Origin of the sequence: Variovorax rhizosphaerae, from assembly GCF_037889975.1 — a bacterium.
GTDB classification, from domain to species: domain Bacteria; phylum Pseudomonadota; class Gammaproteobacteria; order Burkholderiales; family Burkholderiaceae_C; genus Variovorax; species Variovorax rhizosphaerae.
The window spans coordinates 51,332-67,675 of record NZ_JBBKZT010000025.1 but is presented as its reverse complement, the minus strand read 5'-3'; the positions used below and the strand labels follow the sequence as shown (position 1 = coordinate 67,675).

The following is a 16,344-nucleotide window of genomic DNA, read 5'->3' as shown; positions in this document are numbered from 1 at the left end:
AACACATATGGTTGAACTGGAAATCGACGGCAAGAAGGTGGAGATCACCGAAGGCAGCATGGTCATGCATGCGGCCGACAAGGCGGGAACCTACATCCCCCACTTCTGCTATCACAAGAAACTCAGCATCGCGGCCAACTGCCGCATGTGCCTCGTCGACATCGAGAAGGCGCCCAAGCCGATGCCGGCCTGCGCCACGCCGGTGACGCAGGGCATGATCGTCCGCACCAAGAGCGACAAGGCCATCAAGGCCCAGCAATCGGTGATGGAGTTCCTGCTCATCAATCACCCGCTGGACTGCCCGATCTGCGACCAGGGCGGTGAATGCCAGTTGCAGGATCTGGCCGTGGGCTACGGTGGTTCGTCCTCGCGCTATGAAGAAGAGAAGCGCGTCGTGTTCCACAAGGACGTCGGTCCGCTGATCAGCATGGAAGAGATGAGCCGTTGCATCCATTGCACGCGCTGCGTCCGCTTCGGCCAGGAAGTGGCCGGCGTGATGGAGCTCGGCATGATTCATCGCGGCGAGCATTCCGAAATCACGACCGTGCTCGGCGAGACGGTGGATTCCGAGCTCTCCGGCAACATGATCGACATCTGCCCGGTCGGCGCGCTCACGAGCAAGCCCTTCCGCTACAGCGCCCGCACCTGGGAACTGTCGCGCCGCAAGTCGGTGGCGCCGCACGATTCCTCGGGCGCCAACCTGATCGTGCAGGTCAAGAACAACAAGGTGATGCGCGTCGTTCCGCTCGAGAACGAGGACGTCAACGAATGCTGGATCGCCGACCGCGATCGCTTCTCGTATGAAGCGCTCAACAGCGACGAGCGCCTGACGCAGCCCATGCTCAAGCAGGGCGGCAAGTGGCAGGCGGTTGATTGGCAGACCGCGCTGGAATACGTCGCGAACGGCCTGCGCCAGATCAAGACCGACCATGGCGCCTCCGCCATCGGCGCACTGGTGAGCCCGCACAGCACGGTGGAAGAACTGGCCCTGGCGAACGGCCTCGTGCGCGGCCTCGGCAGCGACAACATCGACTACCGGCTGCGCAATGCCGACTTCACGGCTGCCAGCGGCATCCGCTGGCTCGGCACTTCGATCGCATCGCTGTCGCAACTGCAACGGGTGCTGGTCGTCGGCTCAAACCTGCGCAAGGACCATCCGTTGTTCGCACAGCGCATCCGCCAGGCGGCGCGCAAAGGTGCGAAGGTGCATTCACTCAACTCGTCCACCGAACTCGCTTCGCATGATGCATGGGCGATGTCGCTCGCGAGTGCACAGACGGCCTCTTCGGGCGAGTGGATCTCGGCGCTGAACGATCTGGCTTCGGCCATCGGTGCGGAGAAGGGCGTTTCTGCGCCGGCCGCAGGTGATGCGAACGATGCCGCCAAGGCGCTGGGCAAGTCGCTGCTCGGTGGCGAGCGCAAGGCGATCCTGCTCGGCAACGCTGCAGCCCACCATCCGCAGGCCTCGCAACTCCTGGCCGTGGCGCAATGGATCGGTGAGCAGACCGGCGCCAGCGTCGGCTACCTCACCGAAGCGGCCAACACGGTTGGCGCGCAATGGGTTGGCGCCACGCCGAAGAACGGCGGCCTGAACGCGGCGCAGATGCTGACGGGCGGGCTGAAGGCGGTGATCCTGCTGAACAACGAACCCGAGTTCGACTCGGCCATCGGTTCCGATGCACCGGCCGGCCTCGAGCATGCCCAGATGGTCGTGACGCTGAGTCCGTTCAAGGCCAACCTCGCGTTCAGCGACGTGCTGCTGCCGATCGCGCCGTTCACTGAAACGCCGGGTACTTTCGTCAATGCGGAAGGCCGCGTGCAGAGCTTCCACGCGGTGGTCAAGCCGCAAGGCGGCGCACGTCCGGGCTGGAAGGTGCTGCGTGTGCTGGGCAACATGCTGGGCCTGCAAGGCTTCGACTTCGAGTCCTCGCAAGAGGTGCTGGCATCGGTTCAAGGCGCGCAAGGTGCGGCGACGCATGTCCCGGCCGATCGCCTTAGCAACGCGGCGCCTGCGGTGGGCAACTTCCCTGTCGTAGCGCAAGGCGCCACCGTGGTGCCGGCAGTCGCTGCGATCTATCAACTCGACGGCCTGGTGCGACGCGCGACTTCGCTTCAGCTGACAGCAGATGCCCGCGGCCAAGCCGTGCGCGGCACTGTTCCGACGCTCGACGGAGTCCCCGCATGATCGACGCCATCTATGGTTTTGGCCGCGGACTGAGTTCCGCGGGCTGGTGGGTTGGTGGTGGCTGGCCGGTGATCTGGTCGCTCATCAAGATCGTGGCCGTGCTGCTGCCGCTGCTGGGCGCGGTGGCGTACCTGACGCTCTGGGAGCGCAAGTTCCTGGGCTTCATCCAGGTGCGCCTGGGGCCCAACCGCGTGGGTCCCTTTGGCTTGCTGCAGCCCATCGCCGACGCGCTCAAGTTGCTGACCAAGGAACTGATCAACCCTTCGGCCGCGAGCCAGGGCCTGTTTCGCCTGGGTCCGATCATGGCCATCATGCCGGCGCTCGCCGCGTGGGTGGCGATCCCGTTCGGCCCTGAAGCTGTCCTGGCCAATGTCAACGCCGGCTTGCTGCTGATCATGGCGATCACCTCCATCGAGGTGTACGGCGTGATCATCGCGGGCTGGGCTTCGAACTCGAAGTACGCCTTCCTCGGCGCGCTGCGTGCCTCGGCGCAGATGGTGAGCTATGAAATCGCGATGGGCTTCTGCCTGGTCGTGGTCATCATGGTCTCGGGCAGCCTGAACCTCGGCGACGTCGTCGCAGTGCAGGGCAAGGGCACCTTCGCGAACATGGGCTTGGGCTTTCTATCGTGGAACTGGCTGCCGTTGCTGCCGATCTTCGTGGTCTACGTGATCTCGGGTGTGGCCGAGACCAACCGCCACCCGTTCGACGTGGTGGAAGGCGAAGCCGAAATCGTGGCCGGCCACATGGTCGAGTACTCGGGCATGGGCTTCGCGATCTTCTTCCTGGCCGAGTACGCCAGCATGTGGCTGGTGGCGATCCTGGCCGCGCTGATGTTCCTGGGCGGATGGCTGTCGCCGGTCGGCTTCCTCGACTGGATTCCGGGCTGGATATGGCTGGGCGCGAAGACTTTCTTCGTGGTCTCGCTGTTCATCTGGATTCGCGGCACCTTCCCGCGCTTCCGCTATGACCAGATCATGCGCCTGGGCTGGAAGATTTTCATTCCGGTCACGCTGGTGTGGCTGCTGGTGGTCGGGGGCTGGATGCAGACGCCCTGGAACATCTGGAAATAAGCGGAGAGAAAAAAATGACAGCCGTTGCTGCCTCCTCCTTTTCGGTCAAGGACTTCTTCAAGAGCTTCATGCTCGCGGAGTTGTTCAAGGGCATGATGCTCACCGGAAAATACGCATTCAAGCGCAAGATCACGGTCCAGTTCCCCGAGGAAAAGACACCGCTATCCCCGCGCTTCCGCGGCCTGCATGCGCTGCGCCGCTATGAAAACGGCGAAGAGCGCTGCATCGCCTGCAAGCTCTGCGAAGCCGTGTGCCCGGCGGTGGCGATCACCATCGAATCGGAAGTCCGTGACGACGGTTCGCGCCGCACCTCGCGCTACGACATCGACCTGACCAAGTGCATCTTCTGCGGCTTCTGCGAAGAAAGCTGCCCGGTCGATTCGATCGTCGAGACGCACATCCTCGAATACCACGGCGAAAAGCGCGGCGACCTGTATTTCACGAAGGAAATGCTGCTGGCCGTGGGTGACCGCTACGAAAACGAAATCGCTGCCGCCAAGGCCGCGGACGCGAAATACCGTTAATCGGCAGACGCCCCAAAGAAAAATTCCATGGACGTCAAGACTGGCTTCTTCTATCTGTTCTCGGTCGTGCTGCTGTTTGCAGCCTTCCGGGTGATCACCGCGCGCAATCCCGTGCATGCGGTGCTGTACCTGATGCTCGCGTTCTCGCAGGCATCGGCCGTGTGGCTGCTGCTGCAAGCCGAGTTCCTGGCCATCGTGCTGGTGCTCGTCTACCTCGGTGCCGTGATGGTGCTGTTCCTGTTCGTCGTGATGATGCTCGACCTCAACATCGACAGCCTGCGACAGGGCTTCTGGAAGCACTTCCCGCTGGCCGCGCTGGTCGGCGTGGTGATCGCGCTCGAGATGGCCTATGTGCTGATGGGCGGCTTCCGCCAAGTGCCGGCGGTGGCGCAGGCGGTTGCCAGCCAAGTGTCCAACACCAAGGCGTTGGGCGTCCTGCTCTACACCGAATACCTCTACCCCGTGCAGATCGCGGCCGTCATCCTCGTGGTGGCGATGATCGCGGCCATCGCGTTGACGCTGCGGGCGCGCAAGGACACCAAGTTCGTCCACGTCGATGACCAGGTCAAGGTCAAGGCGCGTGATCGCATGGCGCTGGTCAAGGTGGCGGCCACGCAGCCGGCCCAAGCACCGGCAGCCCCGACCGAAGAGGCCCCGGCGGCCGCAGCGGAGAAAAAAGCATGACCTTGTCGCTCCCTCATTACCTGTCGCTCGGCGCCATGCTGTTCGCGATGGCGGTCGTCGGCATCTTCCTGAACCGCAAGAACCTGATCGTGCTGCTGATGTGCATCGAACTGATGCTGCTCGCGGTCAACATGAACTTCGTCGCGTTCTCGCACTACCTGGGCGACATGCACGGCCAGGTGTTCGTGTTCTTCATCCTGACGGTGGCCGCGGCCGAGTCGGCCATCGGGCTGGCGCTGCTGGTGCTGCTGTTCCGCAACAAGTCGAACATCAACGTCGACGAATTGAACGCACTCAAGGGATAACAAGAGATCACCATGAGCGCAACGCTTTCCGCATCCACATTGCTGGTCGTCCCACTGGCGCCACTGGTTGGCGCCATCGTCTCCGGCGTGTTCGGGACCAAGTTCGCCGGCGACCGCCTCGGTCGCACGGTCACCCATTCGCTGACCATCCTCGGCGTGCTGGTGGCTTTCATCATCTCGGCCATGACGCTCAAGAGCGTGGTGTCCGACGGCGCCCGCTTCAACGAGACCCTCTATGAATGGATGGTTGTCGGCGGTCTGAAGATGGAGGTCGGTTTCCTGGTCGATGGCCTCACCGCCATGATGATGTGTGTCGTGACCTTCGTGTCGCTGATGGTGCACATCTACACCATCGGCTACATGCAGGAAGACGACGGCTACAACCGCTTCTTCGCATACATCTCGCTGTTCACCTTCTCGATGTTGATGCTCGTGATGAGCAACAACATGCTGCAGCTGTTCTTCGGTTGGGAAGCGGTGGGCCTGGTGTCGTACCTGCTGATCGGCTTCTGGTACAACCGCCCGACCGCGATCTTCGCGAACATGAAGGCCTTCCTTGTCAACCGCGTCGGTGACTTCGGCTTCATCCTCGGCATCGGCCTCATCGTGGCCTATGCCGGCACGCTGAGCTACGCAGAAGCCTTCGCCAAGGCCGACAGCCTGGCCAAGCTGACTTTCCCGGGCACCGAGTGGATGCTCATCACCGTGATCTGCATTTGCCTGTTCATCGGTGCGATGGGCAAGAGCGCGCAGTTCCCGTTGCACGTGTGGCTGCCCGACTCGATGGAAGGCCCGACACCCATCTCCGCGCTGATCCACGCCGCCACGATGGTGACGGCTGGCATCTTCATGGTGGCGCGCATGTCGCCGCTGTTCGAACTGAGCGACACGGCACTGAGCTTCGTGCTCGTGATCGGTGCGATCACGGCGCTGTTCATGGGCTTCCTGGGCATCATCCAGAACGACATCAAGCGTGTGGTCGCGTATTCGACGCTCTCGCAGCTCGGCTACATGACGGTGGCGCTGGGCGCCTCGGCCTACTCGGTCGCGGTGTTCCACCTGATGACGCACGCGTTCTTCAAGGCGCTGCTGTTCCTCGGTGCGGGCTCGGTCATCATCGGCATGCACCACAACCAGGACATCCGCTGGATGGGCGGCGTGCGCAAGTACATGCCGATCACGTGGATCACCTCGCTGCTGGGTTCGCTGGCGCTGATCGGCACACCGTTCTTCGCGGGCTTCTACTCGAAGGACAGCATCATCGAGGCGGTGCACGAGAGCCACCTGTGGGGTTCGGGCTTCGCCTACTTCGCGGTGATGGCGGGTGTTTTCGTGACGGCCTTCTATTCGTTCCGCATGTACTTCCTCGTGTTCCACGGGAAGGAGCGCTACGACCAGAATCCGGACGCGCACCACGACGACCATCACGGCCACGACGATCACCATGGCCACGATGCCAAGCCGCACGAGTCCCCGTGGGTGGTCTGGCTGCCGCTGGTGCTGCTGGCGATTCCTTCGGTCGTGATCGGCTTCATGACGATCGAGCCGATGCTCTATGGCGAGTTCTTCAAGGACGCGATCTTCGTGGACGCGACGAAGCACCATGCCATGAAGGAAATGGAAGAGGCCTTCCACGGCCCGGTCGCGATGGCGATTCACGGCCTGACCTCGCTGCCGTTCTGGCTGGCTGTTGCCGGCGTCGCGCTCTCTTTCTACATGTACATGATCAACCCGGCGCTGCCGGCCGCGATCAAGCGCATGTTCAGCCCGATCTACAACCTGCTCGAGAACAAGTACTACATGGACTGGTTCAACGAGAACGTCATCGCACGCGCCACACGCGCGCTGGGCACGGGTCTGTGGAAGGGTGGCGACCAGGCCATCATCGACGGCGCGATCGTCAATGGCTCCTGGAAGCTCGTCGGCCGTATTTCCGCCGCGGTGCGCTGGTTGCAGACCGGCTACATCTACCACTACGCATTCGCAATGCTGCTTGGCGTCTTCGTCCTGATGACGTACTTCATCTGGGTCAAGCCTTAACCGGCAGGCTGGAGAAAAAGAAAAATGGGTTTGTTGAGCCTTGCCATCTGGATGCCGATCGTCATCGGCACCGTGCTGCTGGCGTTCGGTCGCGAAGAGCACGCGCGCATGGTGCGCTGGGTCGCACTCGTCGGCTCCATCGCGAGCTTCCTGGTCACGATTCCGCTGTACACGCGCTTCGACATCACGACTGCCAAGATGCAGTTCGTGGAGAGGGCGCCCTGGATCGACCGCTTCCACATCAACTACCACGTGGGCGTTGACGGCATCTCGCTGTGGCTGGTGCTGCTGACCGCCTTCATCACCGTGGTGGTGGTGATTTCCGCCTGGGAAGTGATCACCGAGCGCGTCAACCAGTACATGGCCGCGTTCCTGATCCTGTCGGGCTTCATGATCGGCGTGTTCTGCGCGCTCGACGGCATCCTGTTCTACGTGTTCTTCGAGGCCACGCTGATCCCGATGTACCTGATCATCGGTATCTGGGGCGGGCCGAACAAGATCTACGCGGCGTTCAAGTTCTTCCTCTACACGCTGCTTGGCTCGCTGTTGACACTGGTTGCGCTGGTGTACCTCTACAACACGTCCGGCGGCAGCTTCGACATCCTCACCTGGCACGACCTCAAGCTGGGCAGCACGGCGCAGACCTTGTTGTTCTTCGCCTTCTTCGCGGCGTTTGCGGTGAAGGTGCCGATGTGGCCGGTCCACACGTGGTTGCCGGATGTGCACGTCGAAGCGCCGACCGGCGGTTCCGCCGTGCTGGCGGCCATCATGCTGAAGCTGGGTGCCTACGGCTTCCTGCGCTTCTCGATGCCGATCGCGCCCGATGCCTCGCACGAATGGGCCTGGTTCGTCATCGCGCTGTCGGTCGTCGCCGTGATCTACGTGGGCTTGGTGGCGCTGGTGCAGCAGGACATGAAGAAGCTGGTGGCTTATTCGTCGGTGGCCCACATGGGCTTCGTGACGCTCGGCTTCTTCATCTTCAGCGAACTCGGTGTGTCGGGCGGCATCGTGCAGATGATCTCGCACGGCTTCGTGTCGGCCGCGATGTTCCTTTGCATCGGCGTGCTGTACGACCGCGTGCATTCGCGCCAGATCGCGGACTACGGCGGCGTGGTCAACACCATGCCCAAGTTCGCCGCATTCGCGCTGCTGTTCGCGATGGCCAACTGCGGCCTGCCGGCCACCGCCGGGTTCGTGGGCGAATGGATGGTGATCCTGGGTGCGGTCAAGGCCAACTTCTGGCTGGGCTTCGCAGCGGCGACGGCGCTGATCTTCGGCGCGGCCTACACGCTGTGGATGTACAAGCGCGTCTACCTGGGCGACCCGGGCAACGACCACGTCAAGGAACTGTCGGACATCAACGCCCGCGAGTTCCTGATGCTGTCGCTGCTGGCGATCGCCGTGCTGTGGATGGGTATCCATCCCAAGCCCTTTACCGATGTGATGAACGCTTCGGTGGACGGATTGCTGAAGCACGTCGCCGTGTCGAAGCTGCCCTGAACCCGCTGAAGAAGAGAACGAGATGATTGACAAACTCAGCTGGCTGGCTCCCGTCTACCCCGAGGTGGTGTTGCTGGTCATGGCCTGCATCATTTGCCTGGTCGACCTGTCGGACACCAGTCCGCGGCGCACCCGTACCTATGTCCTGACGTCGCTGACGCTGGCCGTCGTGGCCTTGCTGACCGGACTCAATGCTTCCGGCGGCACCACGGCCTACGCCTTTGGCGGCCTGGTCGTGAGCGACCCGATGGGCAACTGGCTCAAGTGCTTCGCCACCATCGCGCTGATGGTCACGCTGGTCTATGGTCGCCCCTATGCGGCCGATCGCGGCATGCTGCGTGGCGGCGAGATGTTCACCATCAGCATGTTCGCGTTGCTGGGCATCTTCGTGATGATGTCGGGCGCCAACTTCCTGATGATCTACCTGGGCCTCGAGTTGCTGACGCTCTCGAGCTATGCGCTGGTGGCGCTGCGCCGCGACAACGCAGTGGCGAGCGAGGCCGCGATGAAGTACTTCGTGCTGGGCGCGATGGCCAGCGGCTTCCTGCTGTACGGCATGTCGATGCTGTACGGCGCCACCGGTTCGCTGGACATCAACGAGGTCTACAAGGCCATCGCGAGCCGCAAGGTGGATCACCAGGTGCTGGTGTTCGGGCTGGTGTTCATCGTCTCGGGCTTGGCCTTCAAGGTCGGCGCCGCGCCCTTCCACATGTGGGTGCCGGACGTGTATCAAGGGGCACCGACGGCGGTGACGCTGTTGATCGGCGCCGCGCCGGAACTGGCCGCCTTCGCGATCATCATCCGCCTGCTGGTCGAAGGCCTGCTGCCGCTCGCGATCGACTGGCAGCAGATGCTGGCCGTGCTGGCCGTGGCTTCGCTGCTGGTCGGCAACCTGGCCGCTATTGCGCAAAGCAACCTGAAGCGCATGCTGGCCTTCTCGACGATCGCGCAGATGGGCTTCCTGCTTCTTGGCCTGGTGGCAGGCGTGGTCAACGACAACACCTACAACGCCCAGTATGCGTACAGCGCGTCGATGTTCTACGTGATCAGCTACGTGCTGACGACGCTGGCGAGCTTCGGCATCATCCTGCTGCTGGCGCGTGAAGGCTTCGAGAGCGAAGAGATCGTCGACCTCGCAGGCCTCAACCAGCGCAGCCCGTTGTATGCCGGCGTGATGGCGATCGCGATGTTCTCGCTGGCAGGCTTGCCGCCGCTGGTCGGGTTCCAAGCCAAGTTCGCTGTGCTGCAGGCGCTGATCGCCTCGGGCCAGCCGATCTACATCGGCCTTGCAGTGTTCGCCGTGATGATGTCGCTGGTCGGCTCGTTCTACTACCTCCGCGTGGTCAAGGTCATGTACTTCGATGCGCCGGTGACGGCGACGACGGTCTCGGCACCCTTCGATGTGCGTACGGTGCTGTCGTTCAACGGCGCGTTGATCCTGATCCTCGGCATCCTGCCGGGCGGCCTGATGACGCTCTGCGCGAAGGCGATCGTGGCCACGCTGGCCACCTGATCCGCGTGTCGCAGGCGGCGTCGGTCTGGGTGGTCCTGCTGGTGGCGCTGGTCGCTGCCAACCTGCCTTTCGTCAATGGGCGCTTGCTGGCGGTGGTGCCCTTGTCTGGTAGCAAGTCGCTGGCCACGCGCCTGGCTGAAGTTGTGGTTCTGTACTTCGTGGCGATCGGTGTCGGCCTGCTCTTCGAGCGCCGCGTGGGACAGATCGCCCCGCAGGGTTGGGAGTTCTACGCGGTGACCGGGGCGCTGTTCCTGGTGCTCGCGTTCCCCGGCTTCACCTGGTGCTACCTGCTCAAACACCGCAAAGGCGGCCATGCCTGATTCACATCTGAGAGAAGAGGCCACGGACAGCGAGTTGCTGTTCGAGGGCAAGTTCCTGGTCGCCCGGCGCGACACCGTCCGCCTGCCCGATGGCCACAGCGCGACGCGCGAATACGTCGTGCATCCTGGCGCCGTGGTCGTGGTGCCATTGCTCGACGACGGGCGCGTGGTGCTCGAACGGCAGTTCCGCTATCCCATTGGCCACGTGATGACGGAGTTTCCTGCGGGCAAGCTTGACGCGGGCGAGGATCCTTTCCTGTGCGGCCAGCGCGAGCTGCTCGAAGAAACGGGCTACCGCGCGCGCGAGTGGGCACATGCCGGCGCGATGCACCTGGCGGTGGCGTACTCTACGGAGATCATTCACGTGTACTTTGCACGCGGCCTCGAGTTGGGTGCACGCCAGCTCGACCACGGCGAGTTTCTGGATGTCATCGCCGCCACGCCCGAGGAACTGCTGGGCTGGTGCCGGGATGGCACCGTGACGGATGCGAAGACCCTGACTTGTACGCTGTGGCTGCAGAACGTGCAGTCGGGCGCGTGGTCACTCGACTGGCAGCCCCTGGACGGCGCAGGCGGGGCCTGATAATCGACTGCATGAAGGTTCTCAACCTCCAATGCGCGCTGGGGCACGGCTTTGAAGGCTGGTTCGGGTCGAACGAAGCGTTCGAAACCCAACTGGCCGGGGGACTCGTCGAGTGCCCGGTTTGCGGTGACACCCACATCACGAAGTTGCTGAGTGCGCCTCGCCTGAACCTGGGCGCGGCGGCGCCTTCGCAAGTACCTGCCCCGGCTGAAGATGCGTCGGCGCGCTGGATGCAGGCAGCGCGTGAATTGATGGCCAGGACGGAAGACGTCGGTGATCGCTTTGCCGACGAGGCCCGCAGGATCCACTACGGCGAAGCCGCGGACCGCGGCATTCGCGGCCAGGCGACCCGCGAGCAAGCCGAGGCACTGGCGGAGGAGGGCATTCCCGTGCTGCAGTTGCCGATTCCGGCGGTGCTCAAGGAAACGCTGCAATAGAAGTGGGCAGAAGACCTCGGCCACGCCATCGCGTGCCCCGTGACGCACGGACATCAGGCGAGCAATGAGCTTTCGTGGGCACCCACGGAACCGGCTTTGCCGGGCCGTTGGGTGCGCCCCCTCGAGGGGCTGAGGGCCGCGGCTACAAGCCTGCCTGAGCAGGCTTGGACGGACCGCAAGAGCAGCCGCCTCTGGCAGCCGCCCCGGCGCCGCAAGCGCATTCGGGGGTGGGCTTCATCTCAGCGACGCAGTCCCGCATTGCCGGGGTAGTGCGCGAACTTCCAGCCCTCGTAGCTCGTCTGTCCCGTGAAGGAGCCATAGACCTTCGGGAAGTTCTCCGTCTTGAAGGGTGTACCGCTGGCCGAACTGTAGACACCCATGATGCCGCCGCCCGGCGCACCGATGAAAGACCAGTCCTTGCCGGTCATCGGGTCCTTGTAGGCTTTTCTCAGGAAGCGTCGCTCGAAAGGTACGCGAGGATCCTTGACCAGATCGGCGAGGTTGCGGGGGTACTGAAATCCGCCCTGGGGGCCGCCTGCTTCCATGTAGCGCCGGATCGCGTCGCGGATTTCGTCGCCCTGGTGCAGCAGGACCTCCTCGTTGTCCCGGGCGATCTCCGTGCGCCACAAGGTGCCGACCTGGGCCAGATAGATGCCCAGTACGAAGATCGTCATCAGCACCCAGACGAAGGTAAAGCCGCATTGCGTCCTGCTGGCGCGGTTGACGCGCTGCATGGACACGCGTCGTCCGGAGGCGTTGTTCGGAAACTCCCTAGTATTCCGTGAAGAGCTTGCCGTCATGGTCCTTGTCCTTGGCCGAGCTTTTCACGTCGTAGACCCCCGTGGTGCCATCGGGCGGGCTGGTAATGACCCATCCGCTGTTGGTGCCTGCCACCGGGTCCATGGGGATCTCGCGCAAATAGCGCTTGGTGACGAGCTCTTCCAGGTTCGCGGGATAGCGGTTGTTGTCGGCGCGGAACTTGTCGATGGAGTCGCGCATGGCGACGAGGTTGTGCTTCAGCACGGTTTCCGCCGCGCGGTCGGTGTGCTGGAAATAGCGCGGCACGACCAGCGTCAGCAGGGTCGCCATGATGGCCAGGACCACCAGCAACTCGATCAGCGTGAAAGCGCGCCTGCGCCATCTCGCCAGGAAAGGGCTACCAGTCTGCATAGGCGGTACCGTCGACTGCCACGCCCTTGGACATCGAGTAAACGTCGAACACATCGCGCCCTTCTTGTGGAGAGTCTGGCGGGCTGGCGTAACTGCGCAGCCCCCAGGTCTGCTCGTTGCTGCGACTGGGACAGTCACAAAATGGATCCCGGGGAATACGGCGTAAAAAGTAAATCTGGCGTCCGGTGGAATCCGTGGCATCCCGTACGCCGTCCGTCAGCGCACTCAACTTGGGCGGGTAGCCCGTGGCATCCAGCGTCTTCGGCAGTTTCCCGTCGTCGTACGCCTTCTTGTAGGCATCGATCCCGCCGCGAATCTGCCACAGGGCGCGGCGCAGGTCCTGCTCGTGGCTGCGCGTGGTGGCAATCTGCGTGAGCGGCAAGGCGACCGTCGACAGCACCGCGAGGATGGTCAGCGTGACGATCAGTTCGATGAGCGTGAAACCCGAAACCTTGCGCATGGCGCCCTCGACGTGAATTTCGCGATATGGACGCAGACACCGGTCACCGCCGGCCCGGACTGCCCTGTGGTGGCGGGCCCGGGGGTTGCGCCTGCGGTGGCGGCATTTGCGGGGGCGGTTGGCCAGGTGCACCGCCCGGCGAACCGGTGACCGACAGGGCACCCTGTGTGCGCAACATCGTCGGCGTCATCGAGATGCTGCCCTCCGTACCGCTGGCGAAGTTGGTGATGTCCGAACCCGGTATCGGCGTGTTGCGCACGATGTGCGGCGTGATCAGCAGCACCAGTTCGGTCTTGTTGGCCGTATCGCCCTTGTTGCCGAAGATCCGGTCCAGCACGGGCAGGTCGCCGATCCCCGGAATGGCTTGGGTGTTGCGTTGCTCGGTGCGTGACAGCAGGCCGGCAAGTACCTGTGTCTGGCCGTCGTTCACGTTCATGTTGGTTTCTGCCCTTCGTGTGCCGATCTGGTAGGCGAGCAGGCCGGTTTGCGTGCGGATGGTGCTGGTGACGTTGGAGACTTCAAGTTGGATCTTGACGCCCACGCTGCCGTCCTGACCGATGGTCGGCTCGACGTTCAGCGTCAGTCCCACGTCCTGGTAATTGATCGTTTCGCTGACGACGCCGTTGGAATTGGTGGTGGTCACGACGGGCAGCCGGTCGCCGATCAGGATCTTTGCCTTCTCCCGGTTCTTGACCCGGATGTTGGGGTTCGACAGGATGTTGCCGAAGGTGGTGCTGTGGGCCAGGTTCACCGAGATGGTGGGGTCGCCAAGGTTGACCAGGACGTTGCTCTTGTTCATCTGGCTCAATTGCCGCAGCGAAATCTGGCCGGGCGTGAACAGTCCGTTCTCGGTGATGCCTCCCGCCGTGAATCCGATCGTGTCCGGATACCGGATGCCCAGGTTCAGGATGTCGGAGCCGTTGACTTCCAGCACCATGGCATCGAATTGGACTTCCGACTGGGGCAGGTCCTGCGCGGTGATGAGCCGTTCGACCACCGCGATCACTTCCGGTGTATCGCGCATGACCAGCATGCCGAGGCGCTCGTCGATATAGACGTCCTTGGTCTTGGTCATTTGCTTGATCATCGCGACGACCTGCTTGGGGTCTGCGTTGTTCAGGTAGAAGGTGCGCATGACCAGGTCCTTGTAGTCACGGTCCTTGTCCGGGCGCCTTGGATAGATCAGGATGGTGTTGTCGTTCAATACCTTCTTGTCCAATTGGTTGGTGAGCAGCACGAGGTTCAACGCGTCCTCGGCCGTCGTGCTCCGTGCAAAGATGGTCGTGGTCGCCGCCTTCTGCACATCGCGGTCGAAGATGAAATTGACACCGGTGATGCGGGATATGAAATCGACCATGTTGACGATCGGCATGTCGCGGAATTGCATGGCCACCGTCTTCTTCATTTCTGCGCTGATGGACGGGCGCAGGTTGACGTCCCTCGTCAATCTTCCTTCGATCGTGGTGCGAAGCTGGATCGCCAGCATGTTGCGGGGGTTTTCATTGAGCAGGTCACGCAGGATGCGCAGTGCCTGCTCTGGCTGGCTGTCCTGGATGCTCGTTGCGAAACGCAGCATCATCTCGTGGCGCCGGCCCATGCTGGACAGGCGCAAGCCTTCCAGCGCGCGTGAATTCTGTGCGTCCCAGGAGAGCACCTGCTCGTAGCGCGCGGTGGCGGTGTCGGTGTCGCCCGACTGCAGGGCGGTGGCGGCTTCGTTCAACAACCTGTTGGTGTAGTTGTTGAGCATGACGTTGTAGGCGGTCCGGGTGTCGATATCCAGCGGGTTTGCGGCCAAGGTGGCGCGCATTTCAACGAGCGCTTGCTGGGGACTGGGCTGCGCAATGGCCCGGTCGCTGGCGGATTGCATGCCGTAGTTGGCGCATGCGGTCAGCATGGCGGTCGCCACGAGCGAGGTCAGCAATCTGTTCACGGCATTTCCCCTAGTGGCAGTTCTTGTTTTATCTTCAGAGGCAGAAAGGTAAACACCAGGCTTCTCTCGCTGATCTGGTCCAGTCTGTAGTTGTGAAGCAGCGTGTCGCCCCGCCTGACGCTGCCAGGCAGCGTGCATTGCTGGCAAACGATCACGTCCTGGCCGTTGGCGGTGATTCCGATATAAGTGATGCCCGATTCGCGCCAGATGGTCGTGACCGCAAAGGGCAATGGCGGTGGCCGTGGCGGGTTCTTGCGCAATTGCTCGGCAATTTCCTCGGGCGTGGGCGGCGGCGGCGGAGGCGGCGGGGGCGGTGCCCATGTTTGCGTGCCGAAGAGATTCACTTCGACGGGCGCGGCGGGAACTGCCGAAGGATCTTCCACCTGCTTGTTGATTTGTGTCGTGGCCGGCGTCACGGGGCGGCGCACTGCGACTTGGACGGTATTGATTTCAGTGCGATCCCGCCAGTACAGGTACGCAGCGGACAGGATGGCCAGGATGGCGAGGATCAGGATGGGCCGCGACAGCTTCATTTCTTGACCTCGGTCAGGTAGGTCAATTGAATCTGCGCGGAGACTTCGGCATCGCCAATCTGCGTGCGGGTGAATTCCATGCGCTCGATTCGCACCCCGGGAATCCGGCTGATCTGGATCACGAAATTGCGCAGGTCCGGATAGGTCCCGTTGACTGGAAATTGAAGGCCATAGCGCACCAGCCGGCCGCCAGCTTCCGACAAGGTGCGGTACTCGATCTGCGTGCCTTTCAGATGATTGTCCGCAGCGAGGCGCACGCCTTCGCGCAGGAAGGTGGTGTAGCTTTCTTCCGCGCGCACCGTGTTGTGGAGGACTGGCGCATCGGGGTCCGGCGGTTCCGCCAATTCCCTGGCGCGTTGCTCCAGGTCCAGTTCCTTCTTGGCCAATTCGACTTCACGCGAATCGAGGTCACGTTCGACGGGACGTTGCCTGTCGAAGAAGGACCAGAGTGCCATGACGACCATGACGATGCCCACGACGCCGTACAGCCCGGTCAGCGCAGGGAGCTTGGCGGCCTGCCACAGCAGGATGCCGGTGTCGGGCAGCTTCTTCATGGCGTCTCTTTCCACCAGAACTCGACCTGCGCCTGCGTCGGCAGGAAGGGGTCGGTGATCTTGGCGGTCTGGCGGACCAGCGTGACGCGGTCGACCTGGGGTTCCTTGGAGATGGTGTCGACCAGGGCGAGGATGTTTTCGCGGTGCTTGGCCTCGAACTCGACCTTCACGCTGCGCTCCAGCGTTTCCACGTCCACGCGCAGATAGGCGATCTCGCTGGACCAGGTTTTTTCCAGCAGGCGCAGGCCGACCGTCGGAGCCTCCTGCTGTTTCTGGATGAGCGCGGCCACCACTTCCTCGGTGCCGGGTTCCGCGGGGCCGGCGCGGCCTTGGGGGTCCAGTTCCCAGGCGCGCGCCGAGAGCTTCTCTGCGCGCTGGTCCACCAGTTCCTTGCGCACATCGATGCTCTCTTCGCGATGCGCCTGCCAGACCAGTGCCAACCCGCCGATCGCCAGCAGTGCAGCCCCCAGCCAGGGGAATGGCTTCGCCTTCTTGTAGAAGTCCAGGTGAAGCGGTTTGACTTTCATGGTCGA

General features: G+C 63.0%; 18 protein-coding genes. 11 read left to right on the top strand and 7 right to left on the bottom strand.

All coding sequences use genetic code 11. The features are described 5' to 3' along the window. The first annotated feature begins 7 nt into the window (after positions 1-7). The 11 genes from nuoG to WKW82_RS33835 are packed head-to-tail and all read left to right on the top strand — an operon-like array spanning position 8 to position 11,164. A complete protein-coding gene (gene nuoG / locus WKW82_RS33885; RefSeq protein ID WP_340347387.1) occupies positions 8-2,185 on the top strand; it encodes an NADH-quinone oxidoreductase subunit NuoG in 2,178 nt (725 codons plus the stop codon). After that, entirely contained in the window at positions 2,182-3,258 is a 1,077-nt protein-coding gene (nuoH, locus tag WKW82_RS33880) for an NADH-quinone oxidoreductase subunit NuoH (RefSeq protein WP_340347385.1), read from the top strand. Before nuoG ends, nuoH begins: the two co-directional genes overlap by 4 nt. Positions 3,259-3,272: 14 nt before the next feature. Further along, the gene (nuoI, locus tag WKW82_RS33875; protein WP_218509108.1) at positions 3,273-3,782 is read left to right on the top strand and encodes an NADH-quinone oxidoreductase subunit NuoI; all 510 of its coding nucleotides are present in this window, start codon (positions 3,273-3,275) and stop codon (positions 3,780-3,782) included. Positions 3,783-3,809: 27 nt separating this feature from the next. Further along, the gene (locus WKW82_RS33870) at positions 3,810-4,466 is read left to right on the top strand and encodes an NADH-quinone oxidoreductase subunit J (protein WP_340347382.1); all 657 of its coding nucleotides are present in this window, start codon (positions 3,810-3,812) and stop codon (positions 4,464-4,466) included. Beyond that, complete coding sequence (gene nuoK / locus WKW82_RS33865) at positions 4,463-4,771, top strand: NADH-quinone oxidoreductase subunit NuoK (protein WP_340347381.1); 309 nt, start codon at positions 4,463-4,465, stop codon at positions 4,769-4,771. Before WKW82_RS33870 ends, nuoK begins: the two co-directional genes overlap by 4 nt. 12 nt (positions 4,772-4,783) lie before the next feature. Beyond that, positions 4,784-6,811 carry an NADH-quinone oxidoreductase subunit L gene (nuoL, locus tag WKW82_RS33860; RefSeq protein WP_340347379.1) on the top strand — a complete coding sequence of 676 codons (2,028 nt, stop codon included), beginning with the start codon at positions 4,784-4,786 and terminating at the stop codon, positions 6,809-6,811. Positions 6,812-6,835: 24 nt separating this feature from the next. After that, positions 6,836-8,311 carry an NADH-quinone oxidoreductase subunit M gene (locus tag WKW82_RS33855; protein WP_340347378.1) on the top strand — a complete coding sequence of 492 codons (1,476 nt, stop codon included), beginning with the start codon at positions 6,836-6,838 and terminating at the stop codon, positions 8,309-8,311. A gap of 22 nt (positions 8,312-8,333) precedes the next feature. After that, positions 8,334-9,824: an NADH-quinone oxidoreductase subunit NuoN gene (gene nuoN / locus WKW82_RS33850; RefSeq protein ID WP_340347376.1), complete on the top strand. Its 1,491-nt coding sequence runs from the start codon at positions 8,334-8,336 to the stop codon at positions 9,822-9,824. 5 nt (positions 9,825-9,829) lie between these two features. Beyond that, a complete protein-coding gene (locus WKW82_RS33845) occupies positions 9,830-10,144 on the top strand; it encodes a DUF2818 family protein (RefSeq protein WP_340347375.1) in 315 nt (104 codons plus the stop codon). After that, positions 10,137-10,727, top strand: a complete 591-nt coding sequence (locus tag WKW82_RS33840; protein WP_340347374.1) for an NUDIX domain-containing protein — start codon at positions 10,137-10,139, stop codon at positions 10,725-10,727. Before WKW82_RS33845 ends, WKW82_RS33840 begins: the two co-directional genes overlap by 8 nt. 11 nt (positions 10,728-10,738) lie before the next feature. Further along, the gene (locus WKW82_RS33835) at positions 10,739-11,164 is read left to right on the top strand and encodes a DUF1178 family protein (RefSeq protein WP_340347373.1); all 426 of its coding nucleotides are present in this window, start codon (positions 10,739-10,741) and stop codon (positions 11,162-11,164) included. A 239-nt stretch (positions 11,165-11,403) separates the two neighbouring features. Here the strand turns inward: WKW82_RS33835 and WKW82_RS33830 are convergent, their stop codons facing one another. Genes WKW82_RS33830 through WKW82_RS33800 form a run of 7 tightly spaced genes read right to left on the bottom strand, consistent with a single transcriptional unit; the run spans position 11,404 to position 16,338 of the window. Further along, positions 11,404-11,904, bottom strand: coding sequence for a type II secretion system protein (locus WKW82_RS33830; protein ID WP_340347371.1), 501 nt, complete (start codon positions 11,902-11,904; stop codon positions 11,404-11,406). A 31-nt stretch (positions 11,905-11,935) separates the two neighbouring features. Continuing rightward, entirely contained in the window at positions 11,936-12,334 is a 399-nt protein-coding gene (locus WKW82_RS33825) for a type II secretion system protein (RefSeq protein ID WP_340347370.1), read from the bottom strand. Continuing rightward, positions 12,321-12,794 carry a type II secretion system protein gene (locus WKW82_RS33820; RefSeq protein WP_340347368.1) on the bottom strand — a complete coding sequence of 158 codons (474 nt, stop codon included), beginning with the start codon at positions 12,792-12,794 and terminating at the stop codon, positions 12,321-12,323. Before WKW82_RS33820 ends, WKW82_RS33825 begins: the two co-directional genes overlap by 14 nt. Positions 12,795-12,837: 43 nt before the next feature. Beyond that, positions 12,838-14,724 carry a secretin N-terminal domain-containing protein gene (locus WKW82_RS33815; RefSeq protein ID WP_340347367.1) on the bottom strand — a complete coding sequence of 629 codons (1,887 nt, stop codon included), beginning with the start codon at positions 14,722-14,724 and terminating at the stop codon, positions 12,838-12,840. Then, positions 14,721-15,257, bottom strand: coding sequence for a hypothetical protein (locus WKW82_RS33810; RefSeq protein WP_340347366.1), 537 nt, complete (start codon positions 15,255-15,257; stop codon positions 14,721-14,723). The genes WKW82_RS33815 and WKW82_RS33810 overlap by 4 nt, the downstream gene beginning before the upstream one ends. Beyond that, positions 15,254-15,811 carry a hypothetical protein gene (locus WKW82_RS33805; RefSeq protein WP_340347364.1) on the bottom strand — a complete coding sequence of 186 codons (558 nt, stop codon included), beginning with the start codon at positions 15,809-15,811 and terminating at the stop codon, positions 15,254-15,256. The genes WKW82_RS33810 and WKW82_RS33805 overlap by 4 nt, the downstream gene beginning before the upstream one ends. Beyond that, positions 15,808-16,338, bottom strand: coding sequence for a hypothetical protein (locus tag WKW82_RS33800; protein ID WP_340347363.1), 531 nt, complete (start codon positions 16,336-16,338; stop codon positions 15,808-15,810). Before WKW82_RS33800 ends, WKW82_RS33805 begins: the two co-directional genes overlap by 4 nt. Positions 16,339-16,344 lie beyond the last annotated feature (6 nt).